The sequence below is a fragment of the Flavobacterium sp. GW821-FHT12A05 genome (genome assembly GCF_058807735.1).
Window position 1 is genome coordinate 170,576 of sequence record NZ_JBXAQY010000002.1, and the last position, 22,644, is coordinate 193,219.

General features: G+C 33.0%; 15 protein-coding genes and 1 tRNA gene. 6 read left to right on the plus strand and 10 right to left on the minus strand.

Annotation, left to right across the window (positions count from 1 at the left end):
- Position 1: 1 nt before the first annotated feature.
- The 3 genes from AC1RRQ_RS04115 to AC1RRQ_RS04125 all read left to right on the plus strand — a co-directional run bounded on the left by AC1RRQ_RS04115 (position 2) and on the right by AC1RRQ_RS04125 (position 1,031).
- Complete coding sequence (locus AC1RRQ_RS04115) at positions 2-526, plus strand: DUF4269 domain-containing protein (protein WP_493021684.1); 525 nt, start codon at positions 2-4, stop codon at positions 524-526.
- Positions 527-653: 127 nt separating this feature from the next.
- A tRNA-Met gene (locus AC1RRQ_RS04120) sits at positions 654-726 on the plus strand.
- A 56-nt stretch (positions 727-782) separates the two neighbouring features.
- Positions 783-1,031, plus strand: a complete 249-nt coding sequence (locus AC1RRQ_RS04125) for a GIY-YIG nuclease family protein (protein WP_493021686.1) — start codon at positions 783-785, stop codon at positions 1,029-1,031.
- A gap of 243 nt (positions 1,032-1,274) precedes the next feature.
- On the opposite strand, the gene AC1RRQ_RS04130 is transcribed toward AC1RRQ_RS04125, so the two are convergent.
- The gene (locus tag AC1RRQ_RS04130) at positions 1,275-1,448 is read right to left on the minus strand and encodes a hypothetical protein (RefSeq protein ID WP_493021688.1); all 174 of its coding nucleotides are present in this window, start codon (positions 1,446-1,448) and stop codon (positions 1,275-1,277) included.
- 260 nt (positions 1,449-1,708) lie between these two features.
- On the opposite strand from AC1RRQ_RS04130, the gene AC1RRQ_RS04135 reads away from it, so the two are divergent.
- Both AC1RRQ_RS04135 and AC1RRQ_RS04140 read left to right on the plus strand, forming a co-directional pair.
- Positions 1,709-6,577, plus strand: coding sequence for a RecQ family ATP-dependent DNA helicase (locus AC1RRQ_RS04135; RefSeq protein ID WP_493021690.1), 4,869 nt, complete (start codon positions 1,709-1,711; stop codon positions 6,575-6,577).
- Positions 6,578-7,263: 686 nt separating this feature from the next.
- Positions 7,264-8,358 (plus strand): Ppx/GppA phosphatase family protein, encoded by a 1,095-nt coding sequence (locus AC1RRQ_RS04140; RefSeq protein ID WP_493021692.1) that lies wholly within the window; start codon positions 7,264-7,266, stop codon positions 8,356-8,358.
- A gap of 105 nt (positions 8,359-8,463) precedes the next feature.
- On the opposite strand, the gene AC1RRQ_RS04145 is transcribed toward AC1RRQ_RS04140, so the two are convergent.
- Together AC1RRQ_RS04145 and AC1RRQ_RS04150 are read right to left on the minus strand one after the other, a co-directional pair.
- Entirely contained in the window at positions 8,464-9,741 is a 1,278-nt protein-coding gene (locus AC1RRQ_RS04145) for a RidA family protein (protein ID WP_493021694.1), read from the minus strand.
- Positions 9,742-9,917: 176 nt separating this feature from the next.
- Positions 9,918-10,238, minus strand: coding sequence for a hypothetical protein (locus AC1RRQ_RS04150; protein WP_493021696.1), 321 nt, complete (start codon positions 10,236-10,238; stop codon positions 9,918-9,920).
- A gap of 104 nt (positions 10,239-10,342) precedes the next feature.
- Between AC1RRQ_RS04150 and AC1RRQ_RS04155 the strand changes: the two genes are divergently transcribed.
- Complete coding sequence (locus tag AC1RRQ_RS04155) at positions 10,343-10,696, plus strand: hypothetical protein (protein WP_493021698.1); 354 nt, start codon at positions 10,343-10,345, stop codon at positions 10,694-10,696.
- A gap of 73 nt (positions 10,697-10,769) precedes the next feature.
- Here the strand turns inward: AC1RRQ_RS04155 and AC1RRQ_RS04160 are convergent, their stop codons facing one another.
- From AC1RRQ_RS04160 to AC1RRQ_RS04190, 7 genes are all read right to left on the minus strand, one after another.
- Positions 10,770-15,434: a hypothetical protein gene (locus AC1RRQ_RS04160; RefSeq protein ID WP_493021700.1), complete on the minus strand. Its 4,665-nt coding sequence runs from the start codon at positions 15,432-15,434 to the stop codon at positions 10,770-10,772.
- Positions 15,435-15,523: 89 nt separating this feature from the next.
- The gene (locus AC1RRQ_RS04165; protein ID WP_493021702.1) at positions 15,524-17,980 is read right to left on the minus strand and encodes a TonB-dependent receptor; all 2,457 of its coding nucleotides are present in this window, start codon (positions 17,978-17,980) and stop codon (positions 15,524-15,526) included.
- 7 nt (positions 17,981-17,987) lie between these two features.
- Positions 17,988-19,331, minus strand: coding sequence for a PKD domain-containing protein (locus AC1RRQ_RS04170; RefSeq protein WP_493021704.1), 1,344 nt, complete (start codon positions 19,329-19,331; stop codon positions 17,988-17,990).
- 81 nt (positions 19,332-19,412) lie between these two features.
- The gene (locus AC1RRQ_RS04175; protein ID WP_493021706.1) at positions 19,413-20,714 is read right to left on the minus strand and encodes an IPT/TIG domain-containing protein; all 1,302 of its coding nucleotides are present in this window, start codon (positions 20,712-20,714) and stop codon (positions 19,413-19,415) included.
- A gap of 31 nt (positions 20,715-20,745) precedes the next feature.
- Positions 20,746-21,594, minus strand: a complete 849-nt coding sequence (locus AC1RRQ_RS04180; protein ID WP_493021708.1) for a hypothetical protein — start codon at positions 21,592-21,594, stop codon at positions 20,746-20,748.
- Positions 21,594-21,944: a hypothetical protein gene (locus AC1RRQ_RS04185; protein ID WP_493021710.1), complete on the minus strand. Its 351-nt coding sequence runs from the start codon at positions 21,942-21,944 to the stop codon at positions 21,594-21,596. The genes AC1RRQ_RS04180 and AC1RRQ_RS04185 overlap by 1 nt, the downstream gene beginning before the upstream one ends.
- Before the next feature lie 3 nt (positions 21,945-21,947).
- Complete coding sequence (locus AC1RRQ_RS04190; RefSeq protein WP_493021712.1) at positions 21,948-22,640, minus strand: hypothetical protein; 693 nt, start codon at positions 22,638-22,640, stop codon at positions 21,948-21,950.
- Positions 22,641-22,644: the final 4 nt, after the last annotated feature.

Consider the following 22,644-nt stretch of genomic DNA (forward strand, 5'->3'; position numbering starts at 1 on the left):
AATGATTGATTTTACCAATATCGACTATTTAAAAACCGGAAATCCCAGACAAATTCAGGCTTACGAAATCTTAACCCAAAATAAGGTTTTAGAATTTTTATCTGAATTTGATCCAATTCTGGTTGGCACAATCCCGATAAATATTGATATTAAAAACAGTGATCTCGATATTGTTTGCTATTGGAAAAACAAAACCGAATTTATCAATAAAGTTTCTGCTTTTTTCAAAAATGAAACCGAATTTAAAATTCAGGAAACTACAATTAATGAGCACGATTCTATTGTTGTAAACTTCAAAATAAATGATTTCGAAATAGAACTCTTTGGACAAAACATTCCAACCAAAGATCAAAATGGTTACAAACACATGATTATCGAACATCAAATTCTGGAATCAAAAGGTGAAAACTTTCGATTAGAAATCGTCAAACTCAAGCAAAATGGTTACAAAACTGAACCAGCTTTTGGAAAATTATTAGGTTTAAAAAGCAATCCATACTTAGAATTACTCGAATACAAGATCTAACTCAAACAAAACAAGTTTTCAATTTGCTACAAACCAAACAGTTACAACTGAAGATTGATTTAACAAAAATTTTTCATTAATTTCTTTGCATAACAGTATTTAGTACTTATCTTTGCACACGAAACATCGCGGGATAGAGCAGTAGGCAGCTCGTCGGGCTCATAACCCGAAGGTCACAGGTTCGAGTCCTGTTCCCGCTACTAATAAAAAACACCACTTAATACAAGTGGTGTTTTTTTGTTATAATATTTATGATATGGATGAATTTGTTGTCTACATTCTTTATTCTGAAAAATTCAAAAAAACTTATACGGGTTTTACTTCTAATCTAATTGAAAGATTTAAATCACATAACTTTCTTGAAACAAAAGGTTATACTCCAAAATTCAGACCATGGAAAGTAATTCATGTTGAATTCTTCAATTCTAAAACAGAAACTCTTAAAAGAGAAAAACACCTAAAAACTGGAGTAGGAAGAGAATTCATTAAAAGTCTTATTTCCTAATCATAGATCATCGGGCTATTATCCGCCACGGCGGACACAGGTTCGAGTCCTGTTCCCGCTACTAAGACAAAGCTTCAGAGAAATCTGGAGCTTTTTTTTATTTCAAAAATTAAACCGTTGGTTGGACTTATATACGCCACGTCGAATATTTGAATTCCCGCTACAACGATTAAAGCTTCAGAGCGATCTGTAGCTTTTTTTGTTCCATAAATTTAATTTAAAAAAATGCTCATGAATACAATCTCAGTAAATCCCAGCTCTTCGAGATGTTCCAACAAACGCTGCGCAAATATCTCTGACTTTGTGCCACTTCTTAAAACTAATTTCAACTTCTTTTTGAACAATTTGCTCTTCTGTTCTTCCAATTGTTGCTTCAGTAAAACCTTTTGCAGGTTGTTTCCAAATATCTTTTATCATATAATTCCCTGATTGATGCTAATACTCTTGTCTGAAAAAATTACTACCAACTCCTTACGACTACCGGAAATTGCTAACTTTTGACCTGAGTTCTTCTGGCTAAAACAAATATAGCTGAAAAGTTACAGAGTTCTGGCAAAGCAAAAACCTTGATTTAACATAAGTGTTTTAAATCTAGAAATTAAACACTAAATTAGCTACATATCCTACTCGCCGTTAAACATTTATGTATTTATAGTTTGATTTAAAAAACCATAATCTTGTTGAGTTTAATGCTAATAGATGAAAAAAAGAATACTCGTTTAATTACATTCATTGATACCGAAATTGAACCAACAAAAGGTAAAATCCTTGATATAGGTGCAATTAAAGAAAATGGTAATCAATTCCATAAAGCATCTTTGGGAGATTTCGCAGAATTCCTTAAAGGTGACGATTATATATGCGGACACAACATTTTAAATCACGATATAAAATATATAGGTAAAGTAATTCATGATGCTGGCATTAACTCTTCAAACATAATTGATACGTTACATTTATCTCCTTTGCTATTTCCAACTAAACCTTACCATGCGTTATTAAAAGATGATAAACTTCAGACGGAAGATGTAAACAACCCGTTAAACGATTCCATTAAAGCACGAGATTTATTCAATAGTGAAATTGCCGCTTTTAGGCAAACGGATGAAACCCTGAAAGAAATTTTTCATCTTCTTTTAAATCGTACAAAAGAGTTCGGAGCTTTTTTTCGGTTTGTAAATTATATGAATACAAGTTATGATGCAGAAGCGCAGATTAGATTAAAATTCCACGGTGAAATTTGTGAACAGTCAGATCTCACCAAAACAATATCTGAACATCCTATCGAATTGGCGTATTGCCTGTCGCTGATTAATTCATTTATAATTCATAAAAAGGTTCATTCCATTACACCTCCATGGGTCCTTAAAAACTATCCCGAGGTAGAACGCATAATGCTATTATTACGAAGTAAACCTTGTTTAACGGGTTGTACTTACTGTAACAACGCATTGGACACCTACAAAGGACTAAAAAAATTCTTTGGCTTTGATTCTTACCGAACTTATGGTGGTGAACCACTTCAGGAAAAAGCTGTTAAGGCCGCCGTTAACAACAAGTCGATACTGGCTGTTTTTCCAACTGGCGGCGGAAAATCAATTACATTTCAGGTTCCAGCTCTTATGAGTGCCGAAAACTCGAAAGGGTTGACTATCATAATTTCTCCGCTTCAGTCGTTAATGAAAGACCAAGTCGACAACCTTGAAAGAAATGGCATAACTGACGCAGTTACTATCAACGGACTATTAGATCCGATTGAAAGAGGCAAATCGTTTGAAAGGATTGAAGACGGCTCTGCTTCTATTCTATATATTTCACCTGAATCACTGCGTTCAAAAACGATCGAAAAGCTGATTTTAGGTCGAAAAGTGGCCCGTTTTGTAATTGATGAAGCACACTGTTTTTCGTCATGGGGACAAGATTTCAGGGTTGATTATCTATACATTGGCGATTTTATAAAATTAATTCAGGAAAAGAAAAACCTTGAAGATGGTATACCGGTATCTTGCTTTACCGCAACAGCCAAACAGAAGGTAATTGAAGATATTCGGGATTACTTTAGAGAAAAGTTATCGCTGAATCTTGAAATATTTACGTCGAAAGCGTCAAGAACTAACCTTCAATATAAAGTTTATGAAAAGCAAAATGAAGAAGAGAAATATTTGACTACCCGGGATTTAATTGAAGAAAAAAACTGTCCCACAATTATCTATGTGTCCAGAACGCTCAAAGCTTACAAACTTGCCGAGCAGTTAATAAAAGACGGTTTTAATGCAAAACCATACCATGGCAAAATGGATAAACAGGAAAAAACCAAAAATCAGGATGCCTTTTTAAATGGTGAAGTGCAAATTATGGTGGCTACTTCTGCATTTGGTATGGGAGTAGACAAGAAAGATATAGGCATGGTGATTCATTATGAAATTTCAGATTCACTTGAAAACTATGTGCAGGAAGCAGGACGCGCAGGCAGGGATGAAAATATTTCGGCTGATTGTTTTGTGTTGTTTAACGAAGAAGATCTCAGTAAGCATTTTATTTTGCTAAACCAGACTAAACTTTCAATTAAGGAAATTCAGCAAGTATGGAAAGCAATAAAGGATATTACAAGATTTCGTTCTCAAATATCTTATTCAGCATTGGAAATCGCGCGAAAGGCAGGTTGGGATGATAATGTTGTAGAAATAGAAACACGTGTTACCACCGCAATTGCCGCCCTTGAAGACGCGGGATATTTAAAACGTGGACAAAATATGCCGAGGATATTTGCTAGCAGTATTTTATCTAAAAATGCCCAAGAAGCCATTGATAAAATAAACACTTCGGAAAAATTTGAAGAAAAGCAAAAAGAACATGGTGTACGTATTATAAAAAAACTCTTTTCAAGCAAAAGTAGAAAGGAGACGAACAACGAAACTCCCGAATCAAGGGTAGACTATATTAGCGATCATTTAGGCATTAAAAAAGAAGAAGTTATTAATGTAATAACCTTATTTCGTGAAGAAAATATTCTCGCCGATGCCAAGGATTTGACTGCATTTATCAAGAACACAGACAACAAAAACCGTTCTCTTGCTATCGTAGAGTCGTACAGCAAAATTGAAAACTTTTTACTATCAGTGTTCAAAGAAGAAGAAAGTATTTTTCATTTGAAAGAATTAAACGAGCTGGCTGAAAAAAATGACTGTAACGATGTAAACACTAATAAACTAAAAACGATAATTAACTTTTGGTCTATTAAGAACTGGATTAAAAGAAAGAACTCACAACATTCCAAGAACTACATTGCTGTACTTTGTCTTCAAACTAAAGAACAATTAAAAGACAAACTCGAAAAACGTCATGAACTTGCAACATTTATCATTAATTTCTTTTATGATAAAACGCGCACCGAAGTAATAAAAGATCAGACAGATAAAGAGGAGATTTTAGTTGAATTTTCAGTACACGAACTAAAAGCTGCTTATGATAATAGCTTAAGCCTTTTCAAAAAAGAAATAAGTATTTATGACATTGAAGACACGTTGTTCTATCTTTCGCGAATTGAGGCAATAAAGATAGAAGGCGGTTTTCTTGTCGTTTATAATCGTTTAACCATTGAGCGAACTGAACAAGATAATAAAAAACGATATACTAAAGATGATTATCAAAAGCTCAACCAGTTTTACCAAAGTAAAGTTCAGCAAATACACATAGTGGGCGAATATGCCCAAAGAATGATTAAAGATTACAGAGATGCACTTCAGTTTGTAGAAGATTATTTTCAGCTTAATTATAGCTCTTTCTTAAACAAATATTTTAAAGGCAGTGAGAGACAGAATGAGATTACGCGGAATATTACTCCTGCAAAATTCAGGCAGCTATTTGGAGATCTTTCACCTACACAATTAAAAATTATAAAAGACAATGAAACACAACACATAGTGGTCGCTGCTGGTCCAGGTAGTGGAAAAACAAAGGTATTAATCCACAAACTGGCTTCGCTCCTATTAATGGAGGATGTTAAGCACGAGCAATTGTTAATGCTGACATTTTCAAGGGCTGCAGCTACCGAATTTAAAAAACGTTTATTAAAACTGATTGGTAATGCAGCAAACTTTATCGAAATTAAAACATTCCATTCTTACTGTTTTGATCTTTTGGGTAAGGTTGGTACTTTAGAAAAATCGACCGATATTTTAAACATGACGGTTGAAAGAATTAAAAACGGTGATGTCGAGGCTAATAAAATTACTAAAGCTGTTTTAGTAATTGACGAAGCTCAGGATATGAATGCGGATGAGTTTGCTCTTATAAACGCATTGATGGAACAAAATGAAGAAATGAGGGTTATTGCTGTGGGAGATGATGATCAAAATATTTATGAATTTAGGGGAGCAAGTTCTAAATATCTTCAACAGTTCATTTATGACAACAAGGCCATAAAACATGAATTGATTGAAAATTATCGTAGTAAAACTAATCTGGTTTCATTTTCGAATCAATTTGTCCAACAAATTCAACACCGCCTAAAAGAAACACCAATCATTGCAAATCAAAGCGATAATGGAAAAATCAAGGTTGTCAGATATCAAAACAGTAATCTTATTACGCCTCTTGTAAATGATATCGTTAACACAGATCTTTCCGGAACTACCTGCGTACTCACAAAAACTAATGAGGAGGCTATAAAAGTTACTGGTTTACTTTTAAAGAATGATATCAAGGCAAAACTGATACAATCTAATGATGGTTTTAGTTTGTGTAATCTTGTTGAAGTTCGGTATTTAATGAATAAGGTAGATTTAGGACCTGATATTTACACCATCAGCGATGAAGTTTGGAACAATGCTAAACGAGAGCTAACAAAAACCTTCGGCAATAGCAATAAATTAGAGATTTGCCTCAATATCATCAAAGATTTTGAAACCACTAATCCTTATAAAAAATACAAATCTGATTTAGAAGTTTTAATTCGGGAATCTAAATTGGAGGATTTTTATAATGAAAATGGCGAAACAATTTTTGTGTCAACCATTCATAAAGCTAAAGGAAAAGAATTTGATAATGTATTCCTTTTGCTTGAGAATTTTAATATGACTACAGATGAATGTAAGCGACAAGTATACGTAGCGATGACCCGAGCTAAAAGCAATCTAAACATTCACGTAAATGCAAACTATTTCAATCATTTGGCTGCAGAAAATTTGAAACAAATAAATGATTTTGAAGTTTATGCTGCACCGGATAAAATTGCTGTACACGCAACCTTTAAAGACATTTGGCTAGACTATTTTATTAACAAACAGATTTTAGTTTCCCAACTGGCCTGTGGAGAGATGCTATATGTTAATGATGATGAATGCTTAAATTCAAACGGGCAATCTGTATTGAAGTTCTCAAAGTTATTCATTAAAAAAATTGAGGAAATGAAATCAAAACACTATGAACTAAAAAGTGTAAAAGTGAATTTCATATTGTACTGGTTTAAGGAAGAAACCTCACAGGATATCAAAATAATCTTACCTGAACTTTATTTTGAAATTATTGACACAATTAAAACTTAGTTATTTGTTTTATACGAAAAAATATCACACTCCCCTCTCCCAAATATTCACAGTAAAAATACTTAAAAACTGGCACGGTAATAATAGCAACAGAAACTCATACAAAATCTAAACTATTCTGGAAATTATAAAAATAGCGATACAAAAAACTATAGTAAACACAATTGAGTTAACGATTCTATCTTTTGTTCGGATTGAGTTATGTGCTATATCTAGGTTCAATTTATCTTTTTTTCTTATTTTATTTACTTTCATATTCTTTATTTTTAATTCATTGTTTTTTGCTTATCTAAACTCAAACTGCATGCCAAAACAACGAAAGACATCTTAAACAAATGAATACCAACAAAATAAAAACAAAACAATATTATCTATCCTATAAACATTTATCAAAATGATATGACTAGCTATCAAAATGATAAAAGTTTTACACTGCTTTTGTAAGGCAAAAAAATCCAAAACAAAAGCATTTTGTAAAGAAAAACTAACTTCAATACACAACAATAAATTAATTAATATGTTTTCTTAATAACGGAGTTTATTTTAGTAAATGTTTTTATAAATTTGCAATCTTATATTGAAACCCGTTATTTTCGATACAAAATTATGACTTTCACACAAATACCATGAAATTGCCTTAAAGTCCTTATCCAAAAACAAATTATATATAATCATATTTAAACACAATGCTTAAAAACAACACACCCCAGATTCTATTTTTTGTTCTTTTAAATTTATTTTTTTCCATCAATGCATTTTCTCAAAAAAGTATTTATGCGGGAATTGAAATTGGACGCAGAGCAATAAAAGTTTCAGTTCTAGATGTAAATAACATTAAGAAAGCTGACTATAAAATCCTTTCTTTCTGGACTGAAAGAATTCCTTTTGCCGATCATATTTCGGCTAACGGAGAACTTACTCAGGAAGACATCAACAAAACGACTGTTACAGTTGTTGATCAATTGAAAAAAATAAGAGCCGAGCACAAAATTCTTGAAGAAAATATCTTTATCGTAGCCGCTCCGGTTTTTGCAAATGCTCGTAATATTGACGCTTTAAAAAGCAAAATTGCTACTCTTACCAATAAAGAACTTGAAATACTTGATGTTAACGAAGAACCTAAAACATTAGTAAAAGGTGCTATGCCTCCTGTTGATTATGCAAATGCTTTTCTTCTTGATATTGGTGCTCAAACAACTAAAGGCGGTTATATTGATGAATTAAAAGACAACAAACTTGAGTTTATACCTTTAGAATTAGATTTTGGTACAATGACACTTACAGATGCTGTACAAAAAACAGTTCTAAATCCGTCTCAGGCAAATGACATGTCGACTTATCAGGAAAAGTCTTTTGATTTTAATCAGGTGCTGCGTAAAAAAGTAAAAGATCTGTTTGACAAAAATCCTCTTTTATTAAAAAAGGATAAGATATATTTATCAGGTGGCGCTGTTTGGGCATTCTCAACTTTATTCTATAATGAAAATGTAAAAGAGCATTATATTGCTTTAACCTTACAAGACGTTATAGATTACGATGCAATTCTAAAAAATAACTTCAGTAAATTTACCAGTCTTGCTAAAACCAATTCAGAAGCTGCGAGAGTTTTAAGTACATACGAACAGAAATACTTAATATCTGCCAATAATATTCTTGTTTCGTGCCTTGAAGCGATTCCAAATTTAGAGACTAAAAAAATATACTTTGTAAAAGACGGACAGGTAATCTGGCTTATCTCGTACATTGCAGATCGCTCTAAAAAAGTAAATACTAATTTTTAAAAGTATTACTTTATAAACCAAAATTAATATAAAGGGCTGCCTCAAATAAAAATTGAGACAGCCCTTTTATAATTATAATAGATTGCTGATTCTTATTATTAATCGCTATGCGTTTGGAGGTGTTCCTTCTGCATTTGCTGCCACTACATCTATCTGAATTAACGCATCTTTAAGCAAAGCCGATACACCAACTGTTCTGCGGGCAGGAATACCACTCGGGAAGAATTTTATATAAACATTATCTACAGCCTCAATATCTTCGATGTTTTTAAGGAAGATATTTACTTTAACCACATCATCCATGACATGGTTGATGCTTTCTAAAATTGCCTTACTATTTTTCAAGCATTGTTCTGCTTGTTCTTTTATACCTCCGGTTACAAGTTTACCCGTTTTTGGATCTAAAGGCAATTGAGCCGAAAGATGATTATAATGAGAAAAAGCCACCGTTTGTGTCGATATTGAGCACTTTGGCACATGTTCTGTATTGTTTGCTTTTATAACGATTCCGTGTCTGTCTTCAATGGCTTGCGGAGGCGTTCCGTCTCCGTGAGAAACTACTGCTTCTATCTGTACCAAAGCGTGCATAGGCAATGCTGAAGCTGCAATTGTTGTACGTGCTGGAAAATAAGCCACAGCTCTTGCAATCGCCGAATCTGGGAAAAACGTGGTATAAACTTCGTTTACAGCATCAATATCTGAAAGGTTTTTAAGGAAGATATTAATCTTTACAACATCATCTAAAGGAACATCGATACTTTCTAAAACTGCCTTAATATTTTTTAAACATTGTACCGTTTGCTCTTTTACACCGCCAATAACCAATCTGCCTGTTTTGGGATCGATAGGCAATTGAGCCGAAAGGTTATTGTAATGAGAAAATGAAACTGTTTGCGCAGACAAAGCACTTAGCGGCGCATTTGCCGTATTGTTGGTAAGCTTTATCAAATCACCAGATTGAGGCGCATTTGGGATTGTGCCTTCGCCGTTGGAAACTAATGCTTCTATTTGTACCAATGCATTTTTAGGCAAAGCTGCAACTGCAACTGTAGTTCTTGTAGGCATATAAGTTGCGAAGAAAGTTTTATAAACTTCGTCTACTGTATCAATGTCTTTAATATTGGTAACAAAAACCGTGATTTTAACAACATCGCTCATAACGTGATCAATGCTTTCTACAATGGCTTTGATGTTTTTAAAACATTGTTCTGCTTGTTCTTTTACACCGCCAGCAACTATTTTACCCGATTTTGGATCGATAGGTAATTGTGCCGAAAGATTATTGTAATGAGAAAAAGCGACGGTTTGTGAATAAGGACCGATACTTTTTGGAGCATTTTCAGTATTTCTAGCTAATACTGCATTTAATTTATTTGAAGCCATTTTGTTTTGTTTATCTAATTAATAATTTGAAGTTTTTCTGCTTAAATCAAGAAAAGAATTAAGCGCCATATTTTGGCTGAATCAAATTTATTGAGGTTAGAATTCAAAATAATTCACGATAAGACATTAGAATGTAGTCATAAGGTTTTTTTAAAATAAATCAAAAGGGCTGCTTTTTATAACTTTGAAGCAGCCATTTGTTTCATTTCGCTAAGAAATTCAAATTCATCTAAGGGAAACAGCTGTAATACAACTTCGAGCATGAGTCCAACATTTATTGATTGATCTTTTCCTGTTTCCGAAATTTTATGCTCGTCATGCTCCAAAGCCAAAATACACAATTTTAGCATATTAGTAATTACAGAACCTAATTCGTAATAATCTAATAGTTTGATTTCGGCTACATAACAATCTTTTTCATCTTCTGCTGGTTTTAATGTGGTTAGAAACTCCGTTGTCAATTTTTTGATATCTTGTAGATCTTTAATTTCTTTCATTTTAATTATGAGAATTAAGTTAACTTTATAAAGATTCAAATTTGATAATACTTTTGTAAAATTTGGTTATCTTATATGATAACCAATAAAATAAAAAACTAAAAATGAAAATTTCTTCAAAGCCAAATTATATTAAATCATCAAATTTGATCTTTATCTCTGCAGCACTTGGGGTGGTCAACTTTTTTATGTCAACCGAAATACCTTCATCAAAATTGGGAGTAAAATCAGGTATCATATCTGTTTCATTAATGCTAATACTCGCAATACTCATTAGATTTGAGGTAAGCTGGACTAAATATGTTTTATTGGTTTTAATTATTTTAGGAATAAATGTACTTCCTCCAATTATAAAATATGAATTAGCTAATCATCCTTTAAACGGAATCATCATTATTTTGCAGTCAATTCTTCAAATTTATGCCGCCTTTTTATTGTTTTTTGGCAGGAGCAAATAATATAATTATAAAAAATGCCGCTTAAAATTAAGCGGCATTTTCTTTTTTAAGAATGCTTATTTGATAATTAAGCTTATCTAAAATTATTGTTGTTTTTGAATTTATAAACAAACTGATTCGCTTGTTTATCTCCCGGGAGATTATATTTCATTACTATTTCGTAATTTCCGTATCGCATAAATAGGAAATTGCTGTTTATAAATCGCTGTGCAAGTGCCGAAACACCTGCTTCTCCGTTTACGTAAGAGTTTACAATTTGATTGTTTAAATCCATCCAGTCTTGTTTATAAAGCAACGGCAAATTATACTTAAACGGAAAATTCTCTTTTGTCCACGATTCGTTAACTTCGTTTTCTATACTAGTCATATAATAAGCATTAAGCGGTATTGCTTTTGCAGGTACAACTCCTAACTCGCTTGTATCTCTATTACTGATCGAGAAATTACCATTTAAAGGATAATCTTTGTATAGATAAGGAAAAATATCTGTTGTATAATATTGATCGTTTAGTTTTGATTCGGCTGTTATAATTGCTTTATTATCGCTGTAATTTACTCCTCTAAGCTCAACTAGATCAAATGCTTCCTGACTTGAAATTGTGTTGGTTAAATAAATAACATCTGAATAGAGAACTCCAAAATTATAGCTTTGTGTGCTTATTGCATTCATTTTAGATGCAAAGGTTCTGTATTTACTCGTATTAAACGAATAGGTCAAACGATCAATGCTTCCTTCCGCTTTAGACAATGCATCGGCCTGATTTTCTTTTACTTGAATATCATTCCCTTCATTATTAATTGTATTGGTTTTTACACCTGCTGAAGTAGATTTGGTTGGATTCTGTTTCAAACTACTTACGATTGAAAAATTGTATTTCTTATCCTGATCTATGTTTGGCAAATTGTAATATACTTCGTTTGAACCTGTATCATAATTAAACGCTACAGCTTTTGAATTTGAAGTTCCGTCCTGATCCATTTTTATACTGGTTTCCCAATTTGAATCTTCAAATAAATAATCCTGTCCTCGTTTTAGCTGAATATACCCTTTAGGATATTCTTCTTCAAGGAAATATTTTTGATCTACAATTGGATATGAATATTTAATATTGGTAAGCGGAATATGGTTAGGAGCACTTCCTGTTGTAAATATTCTTTCTTCATATTCTGTAGCTACTTTTCCGTCTACTTTAATAGCCTGAAAAGAACCGTTTACCATTTTTTGAAAACTAACCTCAACCTGAACTTTAAGCTCTTTGTGCGGAGGCAGAATATCTGTTGATACAAAATTAACTCGGTCCTTTGCAGCACTCCATTCAAAAACACCCGGAATTTCTTTTGTTCCATCAAAGACTTTAAATTTTTCTAATATTACTTTATAAGTAACATCGCCTGCATCTTCGGGAATTACAAAAGCTTCGTTGACTTTCATTGAAAACGCGGCTTGCGGTACGGCAAAAACATCTACGTCTGTTGTACTTTGTTTTGGAGTTACATCGGTTATTAATTTAATACCTCCTAATGGCGAAGCATTTTCAAATTGACATTCTTCTCCTATTTCAAATTTAAAGCGGAATTTTCCTTTTATTAATCCTCCCAATATACTCATGTTACCTGCCATGTAGCCTCGCATCCAAACCGGATTTGGTAATTTTGCCTGTAATAAAACAGCGGCTCCTCCTGAAACAATAGGAACTTTTAATTTTAAAAATGATAATTTAATTCTAATTCCTAATTCTCCCTGCAGGTAAGCATAAGATTGTCCGTTAGCATACCATCCGTTTATACCAACACGATCTCCCGTGTTAGAACATCTTGCTTCCTGATAATCTTTAAGCATAATATCGAATCCCATTCCTGCCTGAAAACGAGCGTAAAAAAGTAAGAAACTTAAATCTCCGGTATCAAAATCTAAACTGGCTCCAAAGGCTATACCTCCTCCATTTGCCAATGCGTTTTCGTCACGCATATAGTCGAGCTCTTTTAAATCGACACCTAAAATCTGTGCAACCTGAGGCGGCGGCGGCGGGCTTCCCGGAAGTAGTGTTCCAGCCATAAAGTAGCTTGTTGTTTTTAAATACATTCCGGCTACGCCTATTTTTATACCGCATCGGTCATCAGGTGTTCCCATGTACATGTACCAATCTTTTGGATCTTTGTGGAAAACTCCCCAAACTGCTCGTCCTCCCGGTCCTGTTCCTGAAAGGAAATTTCCTGGCGTATTGATGTATACATCTGTTGTGGCGTGCATCGAATTATTTTCAAAATCAAATTCAATAGCTGCTGCCATTTTTATTCCTACCGCAGCCGATAAATCTCCGGGAATTGCTTCTTTCGCCTCTGGAATATATTTGCTGGCAAAAGAACCTTTAAGATCACTTTCTGTAACTCCTAAGAAACTTTTCTTAGCTGTAACATTTGTGGCTACTTTAGTCATTAAATCCGTGACGTTTTTAAGTCCCGGTATTTTTGCCATAACATTGGCTTTCCCAAAAATAGCTAATCTGTTTACTCCTCCTTTTGAGTTAAACGCGATTTCAAATCCTGCTTCACCATCGCAGATTGTTTCTGAACCTACGTGAAAATAAATTAAAGCTTTAACACCCAGATTTATTTTTTCGTCTGGAGTATAACTTAATCCTGATGGAGAAAAGTCGCCAATGGCAATATCTGAATTTCGGCGCATTTTATAATAAGCTCCTCCTCCAAAACCGTTAATCATAAAAGGTGCAGGAGTTGGCGGCCATTTTACGGCAGCATCAAAATACCAGTATCTAAAAGTGGTACGTCCAAAAATAGCTTTTGCTTTTACATTAACAACACCGGCCACATCAACTTCAAGATCTGCGTTGAATCCATTTCCATACACAGGATCTTTTTCCATTAAGATAAGACCTCCTTTTATTGTTAATCCGCTGAATTTGCAATCAATATTAATGGCCGATAAATCCAGACCGTCGTAACGACTTCGCTGTCTGTATCCGTCATCGTACATTTTACCCTTTATCCCAATTCGGGCTGTGGCTCCGGCACCAACGCTTTCCATCAGGTTAATTCCTAAATCAAAATCAATTCTGGAATTATCTCCATTAATGGCTACATTTATGTTTCCAATAGAAACGGGGAAATTTCCAAAAGCAACTGTGCCTTTATACCCCATGTTTCGAACCGAAATAATAGGCGAAACGGTTTGCAACTGCAGATTTTCAAAGGTAATACCTTTAAAATCTACCGTACGTTTTCCTTCTACGTCTTTATCATCTGTTGCTCCTTTATTGGTACCAAAAGAAACCGAACCATTTAAGTTTGCTTTAGGTAAAAAACGTCCGTTGACTAATTTTAATTCTACAGAACTATTAGGCAGTAATAAGGCTTTTGCTTTCCAGATATCAAAGGCTATGGAGTCTTTTGTAATAACAACTAATTGTTGTTCTTCCATAGAGATAAAACCATTGTACTCTAATCCTGCTCTATTTGTCTGCTGTTGTTTAGGCGGCGTATTTCCTGCTCCATTTGCTGCAGGAGCCGGGGTTTCTTTTTTCTCTGTTGATGCTTTACTTATGGGTAAAAGGATCTGGCCTTTTAAATTTGCTTTTACAAAGGTATTGGCCGCAATAGTTACATCGATATGGTCTAAGGAATAGGCCCATGATTTTTCCTGACTTGTTATTCCTCTGTCTAAAGGAAAAACATTATCGGCATAAAAAGTACCCGAAACTCCAAATTTATCGATGATAAGGTTTTGTGCTCCTACGTGCAGTCTTTCTTTACTTGATGCGGTATCTGTGGTTTGAAATTCTTTGGGCAGACCTACATCAAAAGTCTGAACAAATACGCCTTTCCACGCTTCCTGACTGGGTACTAAAAGTGCATTTTTCGCGTAATATTCCGGAAAAACAACTACGGGATCATTTTTTAAATCACTTAAATCCAGTACTGCATTATTTACCAGAAACTGAAAATTACCATCGAAATCTTTTCCGTTTCGTTTGTCTTTTAAAACAAATGGCTGCAAGCTTACATTTACTAAAATATCATTCCAGCTTCCGGCTGTAAAGCTAAATTCGCCTCGAACTCTATTTGGTATTTGAACTGTTTTTCCGTTGTAGTATGTTTTAGGAATAGTCGTTTTTGCTTCGTCAACAGTTTTAGTCAATGGATCTATTGGCAGAATTAAATTTCTAGAAAATTCTACTGCTCCCGAAACTTTCATTTCTTTAAAACCATCACAGTCAATTTTTACATAAGTCAGATCATTTACATTTCCGGTTGCCATATCGAAACCTCCATATAAGGAAAGCTGCCATTTATTATCGCTAAACGGAATATCGACATTGCCCAGCAATACTAATTTGGCTTCGCCCATAATACCTCCCTGATGTGATAATTTAACATTATCTGCACCAAAGAAAAGCTGCATTGGCTGTCCGTTTTTATCTTTCTGCGGAATATCAACTCTACAAAAAACAGTCAAAGTAGTATACTCAGGAGAAAAAGTCGCCTTTGTAATACCGATAGAGTATTGAATATTATTTACTGTATTACGAATCCCAATTGGCAATTCTACCAAATCCTGATTCGAAAATTTATCTACCCAGCGATCAGCTGCTTCGATCTTTTGTATAGAACTGGAAGCGGCGCCTAATTCTTTAGGAGGAGCTATATCCTGCCCATAAGAAAAAACAACCGAGAGCATCATTAACAGCCCAGCTAAATGTATTTTGTAATTTTTTTTCATAAGCAAATAATTCTGTTTTTCTGAAAAATAAAGCATACTACCTTTTTTATATTTTAAACTCTTACTTATGCAAGAGCGCATCCTGATCCTTAATTATTCTTTAAAAATTTAAAATCAACCTCATCATCTGTTACATTTTTAAGTGCGAGATTATGATAAAATGGGATTAATTTTATTTTTAATTCTTCTACTACTTCGTCCTCTGTTTTCTTCTCTTTCATCATTTTAAAGAAATGTCCCAGTTCTTCTTTATTAAAATTCGAAAGGTTTTCATTTTGAGACATCTGATCTGCCGGTGTATTTGAAAGTACTGCAATTTCATGCAGCATCCAGCGGTGAACTAATAAAGGCTGCAGTTTTTTGTTTTTTCTTTCTACAAGCTTCAAATAAGAATTATAACTTACTTTATCTGTAACATCCTTTTCATTTACACCATTCATCTTATGTTTATTTACTCGTCCCAGAGCCATAACATAATCATTTTCAAAACCTTCATCTTTGCGCAGCATTTCTTCTCTTAAACTTTTTGCCGTTTCAAGGAGATATTGGTTGTATTTATCTAAGATGTCGTTATTTAAATCGTATGCTTTTAGATAATTCAATGCTTTTTCTTTAAAACTATCGTCATCAGGAGTTAAAGTTGTAAGCGTAAGCAAATGCTGTAAATCATCTGAATCTTCTTTAGGCATAGGACGAAGTGCCGACTGCATATCCTGAAGCTGTTTTATAATTTCGTCTCTCGTACCTTCGTAAGTTTTGTCTTTATAGTTTATTTTTAGAATAGGATTTAAAACTATTTCTTTTTCTTTTTTAGGTTCTTTTTTAGCCGGCAGTTTGATTTTATCAAGCGAACAAGAGTAATTTAAGGTTGCGGTTAAATCATTAAATTTCTGCGTATTAGTACTGCTTCTAAACATTGAAATGACATTTAAACTAAAGTTATGTCTTTCGAGCATTACGTAACTGTTGTTGAACTTAATACCAAATACAGAACTTGAATTCATGTTTCCTTGTGAGTTGTTATACAGAAATCCAAGATTGGTATTGAACTTGTCTTTGAATAATTTTTTTGAAGCTCCAACTGAAGCTCCCATCGAAGAATTATTGTTTCGGCTTACTTGATTATTGGTATAATTAAGTGAGCTGTTTAATGACATTTTTGTTGTCAAAAAACTTACTGTGTGTGCCAGATTATAATTTTGAACTGTACTTGCCTGGCCTTTTCGTATTACGCCGCCTTGTTCATTGGCCTGACCGGCAATACTATAGTTGAAATTTAAATTTTGATTTCTCTTTTTTCCAAAAGCATAAGACATATTCACATTGGCATTTTGTGACAATTGTCTGTAATCCAAAGTATCTGACTGCACTACATTTGGATTGTTTATAAGCTCAAACTGATCTAATTTTTTATTGGTATAGGTTGAAAAATTGGAATAACTACCGGTAATATTAAATTGATCTGTTACTCTATAATTCATATTAATAGAACCTACTACTCGTTTAGTATCCTGCTTCTTTACTTTTTCGAGATCGTCTCTTTGAAATCCTAAACTGGTTGAAACCGTAATTCTATCCTGATAAAAAGGTCTCGCAAAACGCAGCGCTATATTCTCTAAGTCGTTATTAAAATACAAAGCTCCTAATGTATTATAATTAGGATCAATACGTTCGTATGTTAATCCTACTGTACTTTTTTGAATATTGTAATCGAAATTAACATTAAATGCGTTCATAAAACTTGTACTTTCTTTACTTGAAAATAACTTATCTCTAAAACCGCCGCCAGAAATAGGCCTGCTTCGTGTATCGTCTGTTAAAACAGACAAGGCATACTCTACATTTAAATTCAGATTTTTTACTAAAGAAGTGCTGAAAAGTAAACTGTTTACAAAGTTTTCTTTTGGCGTAACTCCTTTATCATTGGTCATGTTTAATGAATTAATATCATCTTTGGCATAAAAACCAATCCATCCTAATTTGTATTGTGCTTTCTCAAACCCCACTTTTGCTCCATATCCAAAACGCTGGTAAACCGGAATTCCTCCCATGGCTTTTTCTTCTGAAACTGCTTTCAAAAGCTGCCCTCCCATTAAACTTACTTTAAAAGGGCCATTTGGTGTAAGTTCTAATCCTAATCCTTTAAACGGATAACCGCTTAATGTGTAAGGTGAAAAGGTCATACTCACATTTCCTATGTATGCTTTTACCCATTTGTATTTGGGCATAATACTTAATCTGTTAAAATCAAATGGGGCTGTATAGCCTAAATTATTTCCTTGATTGGTAATACTATAAAATAACGGAACGCTAAAATTAAAAGCACTTATGTTTAAACTTCCAGAAAACAAATAAGTAAATGGTTCACGCGAATTTTCCATATTAGATTTGTAATACATCATATTGGCATTCACATTTCCTGTTACTTTAAAATTTGGTTTATAAAAATTCTCCAGATCTACATCTTGAGCATATCCTTTCCTGCAAAAACAACAGGCAAAAACAATACATAACCAAAACAAGATTTTCTTATTCTCTCTCTTCATTTATGGTTTATTGTTTTTGAACTTTGATATCACATAAAATATAAGAACTTGTTCCGTTCTTTACCATGTCTTTAATTTTAATCGCACCTTTTCGGCCGTCTTGTGTTTTAAACAGAATTATTCTTGGATATGTGAAACCAAATTCTTGTGCTCCTCCTGCTGTATAACTTATATTTAATGATTTTATAGGCGTGTCATTTACCATAGCATCAAATTGTGCTTCGGTAAAATTTAAACCGCAATTGCATAAATTTTGAGAGTTTATAAAAATGGTGCTTTGTGCATTTTTTAATGATAAAAACCCATAATTGTTTGCCTGGTCTGGAGATACAAATCTATTGTAGGTAAAATTGCTGTTTAAACCCTGAAAAACAATATCTATTAAATTGCTGTTTTGATCGTTAATTTCGTTTGCTTTATAAACCTGGCGTGTAACTGTCGAGAACATTGCGCCAATATTATTGTTATTATGTGCCGAATTTATTCCGAGTTTAACATTCGTCAAAACACGAAGATTAGTATCTGGAAGAACTGTAATTACTGATTTAAAAATCTGGCTTGTTTTATCATTAATAGCTTCTAAAGTAACTTCATGACTGCCTGGATTAGTAAAAACAACTGTTGGATTCTGTTCTGTTGAAACAGCTGGATTTCCGCCTTCAAAACTCCATTTATAACTTGTTGCACTAATTGACTTATTAGTAAAATTAATTGTGACTGACGCTTGATAATCGTCATCTTCAAATTTTGGTTCATAAGTAAACAGACTTACTAAATAGGGAGCAACTGTAATTGTTTTTGTCTGTTTATCAGATTCAAAACCATTAGATACAGTCAAAGATATAATGTGGTCTCCAGGAGTTGTAAATACAACATTTGGCGGTGTTTTTCCTGTAAAAGATGCAGGTGATCCATCCTGAAATTCCCATTTAAAAGTTAAGCCTTCTCCAATAGTCGAATTTTTTAAAATGACCTCAACAGGAGAATAATTACTTTTTACAATTTCATGTGTAAACTCAATCTTAATTCCGTCTTTAATTGAAACCGTTTTGGTAAACTCTCTACTCTCTCCGTCTACATTTGATGCTTTTAACTTAATAATATAAGTTCCTTGTTTGTTGTATAAGATCTCTCCCGGATTTTTAGAATTTGAAACAGCAGGATTACCGCCTTCAAATGTCCATTCATATGTATCTGCACCAGTTATTTTATTATCTATTTTAATAATAACGGGTATCGATTCATCGAGGTTGGCATACGAAGTCGTAAAATCACCTTCTATGGCTATAGAAGTTTCCTGATAACAAGAGGTAAAAACAATAAGTAAGAATAAGAGTAAAGTTTTTTTCATTCAGTGCATTTTAAAACACTGCAGTTATTAAAATACTGCAGTGCTTTTATTTTATATATAGAATTTTCTATCACTTAGAAATTATAAATAACGTTTGATTATCTTGTTTTTAGAAAACGCCCAAACCACATTATTTTTATATGAAATATTTCCAATGTTTTCATCATGAGTATAATCTAAAGCCCATGAAGTTCCACCATTTGTAGTTTTGTAGATTTTATTATCTAAAACTGCCCAACCTGTATTAGCATCTTTAAAAGTAAATTTCGAAAACATTTCTCCGTCGTAAACTTGAGTCCAGGAATCACCTCCATTTGTTGTTTTAAATAACTTAACGTCTAGTAAAGTCTGGTAGTAATGATTAATTAAAAGAAATCCGTTTTCGTTATCAACAAAGGAAATCTCTCTTGCAAAATAACCTGCATCTTCATTAACAAAAGGGTATTCTTTCCATCCATCTGTTGTGTTATTTTTGAATAAAATAAAAGGCCGGTCGCCAGCAAAACCTTCTTTATTTTTAATTGATTTATAACCAATTACCCAAATATGATTATTGTCGATTTTTGTTGATTGAAAAAGATTAGCCGTGTTATCTCCTAATTCATAAGATTTTTTAAAATCAACACCATTAGATGTTGAGAAAACTCTACCTTTTTGTGTTACAACTGTGCCATCTTTCATATTAGCATCCACATACATTGCATAATAAGCTTCGGTAGTGTTTTCTATATTAGCAAACGTTTCTGTTCCTGTACTGCCGCCTACTTTAACTTTATTAAGTTTATTTGCTCCTACTGTACTACTCCATCCTTCATCGTTTACAGTTGCGTGAAATGCTGAACCTTCGGCCCATTGTGTCCATGAAATTCCACCGTCTGTAGTTTTTAAGACACCTCCCATATACAGTGCTTTATCATTTACCATTTGAATAAATGATGATGCTCCATCTCTTTTAGAGCTATTTTCCTGAACTACCCAATTTTGTAAAGAACGAGCTGGAAGAATACCTATATTTCCTTCGTAATTATTTTTGACTTCGTTAGCCGCTTCTTTTCCGCCAACTGTAACTATCAATTTAGGAAGAACTTTTTCTGTGGCTGGCAATTTGAATGTAACTTCTCCTGCTTTAGCCGAAATTACTGTCACCGCAACTCCGTCAAAAGTTACTGCGATATCATTTACTTTATCTGAAAAATTTTCACCATATATGCTAATTGTCTCTCCGGTTTCGCCTGCGTTTTTAGAATATGAAGTAATTTTTGCCGTTTTTACTACAACCGGTGGTTCAGGTGTTGGAGTTCCATTATCTCCTGAGTCTGAGCTACAGCTATTTAAAACTAGTAAAAACTGAAAAATTGCTGCTAATAAAACTCTTTTTTTCATTTTCATCATTGTATATATTAATTATTCTTATTTAATTTCTTTTATTAAGGATGCTCCCTAAAGTATAGCCATTCCCAACCAGAACCCTTACGATATTCATTGCTGTTATATCGTTACTCATCTTGTAACCTATTGGATTTCCTCTGTTTTCAAAAGCAGCTTTAAATACTTTTCCATTGAATGTAATAAGTTCCTGGTTTAATAATTTTTCATAACCGCTGAAAGATCCGCCTCTGGCAAACCATGTTGCTATTAAATTGTTATCCAGATCTATAACTTCATACTTTAAATCTCCGTTTGAAGAAGGTGAAGTCATTCTTATATACCCAATTCTTTTATCTTCGGGATCCGGATTTTGCGCTCTTATACTATAAATAACCCCATAATCATCGATTCCTAATTCATAAGTATCTGCTATATTTTCTGCATTGTTAAGCTGACCCTGAACTCCATATCTTTTTGCAGAAATACCTGTTGATTCTCCGTTGATAAAACTTTCTAAAGCAGCTTTATTTAAACCTTCTGCATTGATATAATTTCTATCTAATAATTCGTATACCACACTTCGGTCATAATTAAAAGCGCTAAATTTTCTGCTCTTAAATTCTAATTCATTATATTTTCCTGATTCTTCATCTTGCAATTCAATCCAAGGCAAGATTAAAGATTCTTCATTTGGAGCTTTTTTTAATTCTACCGTAACTCCATAATTTTTGTCTAAACTTAAGATTCTAAAAAAAGGCTTTTTACCTTCTATAAAACCAATTGTTTTATCGTCCAGCTTTATTTCTCCTTTGTCTATTTTAATTTTTTGCGCGAAACCGCAAATACTTATTAAAAGAAATAATACAGCAAAAAAGCTTTTTTTAATATTGTTCATTATAAATTTTGTTTGTCTTCATCATCTCTTTTTTCTAATTCAATAGAATCCCATTCTTGCTGCAAAATATTACCTCTAAATTTTTTAGCATCTTCATCGATACTACTTTCAATTTTTCTTTCTTCATTTTCTTGCTCTTCTAAGGTTAAAGATTCCCAGCGCTTTTTCTCTTTCGCTTCCTGAATTTCCTTAATTCTCTCTCTTATTAGATTTCTTTCTTCATAACTTATTAGATCAGATATTTTTCTCCATTCTTCTGAAGGCGGCATTGCCATCATCATTTCTGCCTGAATTTCAATATTATCAGAAGTCATACTAATTGGAAAATCTTCGGGGTTTATTATTCTCATATATTATTTGTCAACTTCAACAACTACCTCATAATCCAATTCTGAAAACTCAAAACCTCTAATTTCATTTTCCTCGATTGATTGTTTTAATCTCTCTGAAATTATATTATCCTTAAAAAAACTCTGCATAGAAAAAAAGTCTAAATCATCTTTTAATACTATTTTTTTCTTTATGAAATCAGTGTCTTTTTCAAAATAAAGTTCTTCACTTTGTTCAGCGTAATGATCTATATCATTAAAAAAATGCAACTCTCCAGTTGTTGGATTTATAAACTCGGATTTAGAAAAATCGATGTATGAAGTTAATTCCTTGTAAATATTTTTACCAGAAAATTGAAATATAAAATATTCATATATTTCTTCATGATATAATAACTTACTAGAATAGAAATAATGTGGTTCTGAAATTTTAAAACCAGAAAATAGCTTTTTCAATTTTTCAGATACAAACCAACCTGTTATCACTTTTGCTTTTCCTATAAACGAGTGTATGTCATTTAATTGATATTCCCAATACTTTTCATCATCAAAACTTTCTAAATAAAAAGAATCTATTATGGGAAAACTTTCTACAATCTCACCATACCTAATTTTTCCTAATTCATTTTCTATTTCAGGTAAGTTATCGACACTAGCGTTGCTTGATATTCTCCCATTATCATTATTAAACTTAGGGAGTATTTTATAATATTTCATCCTA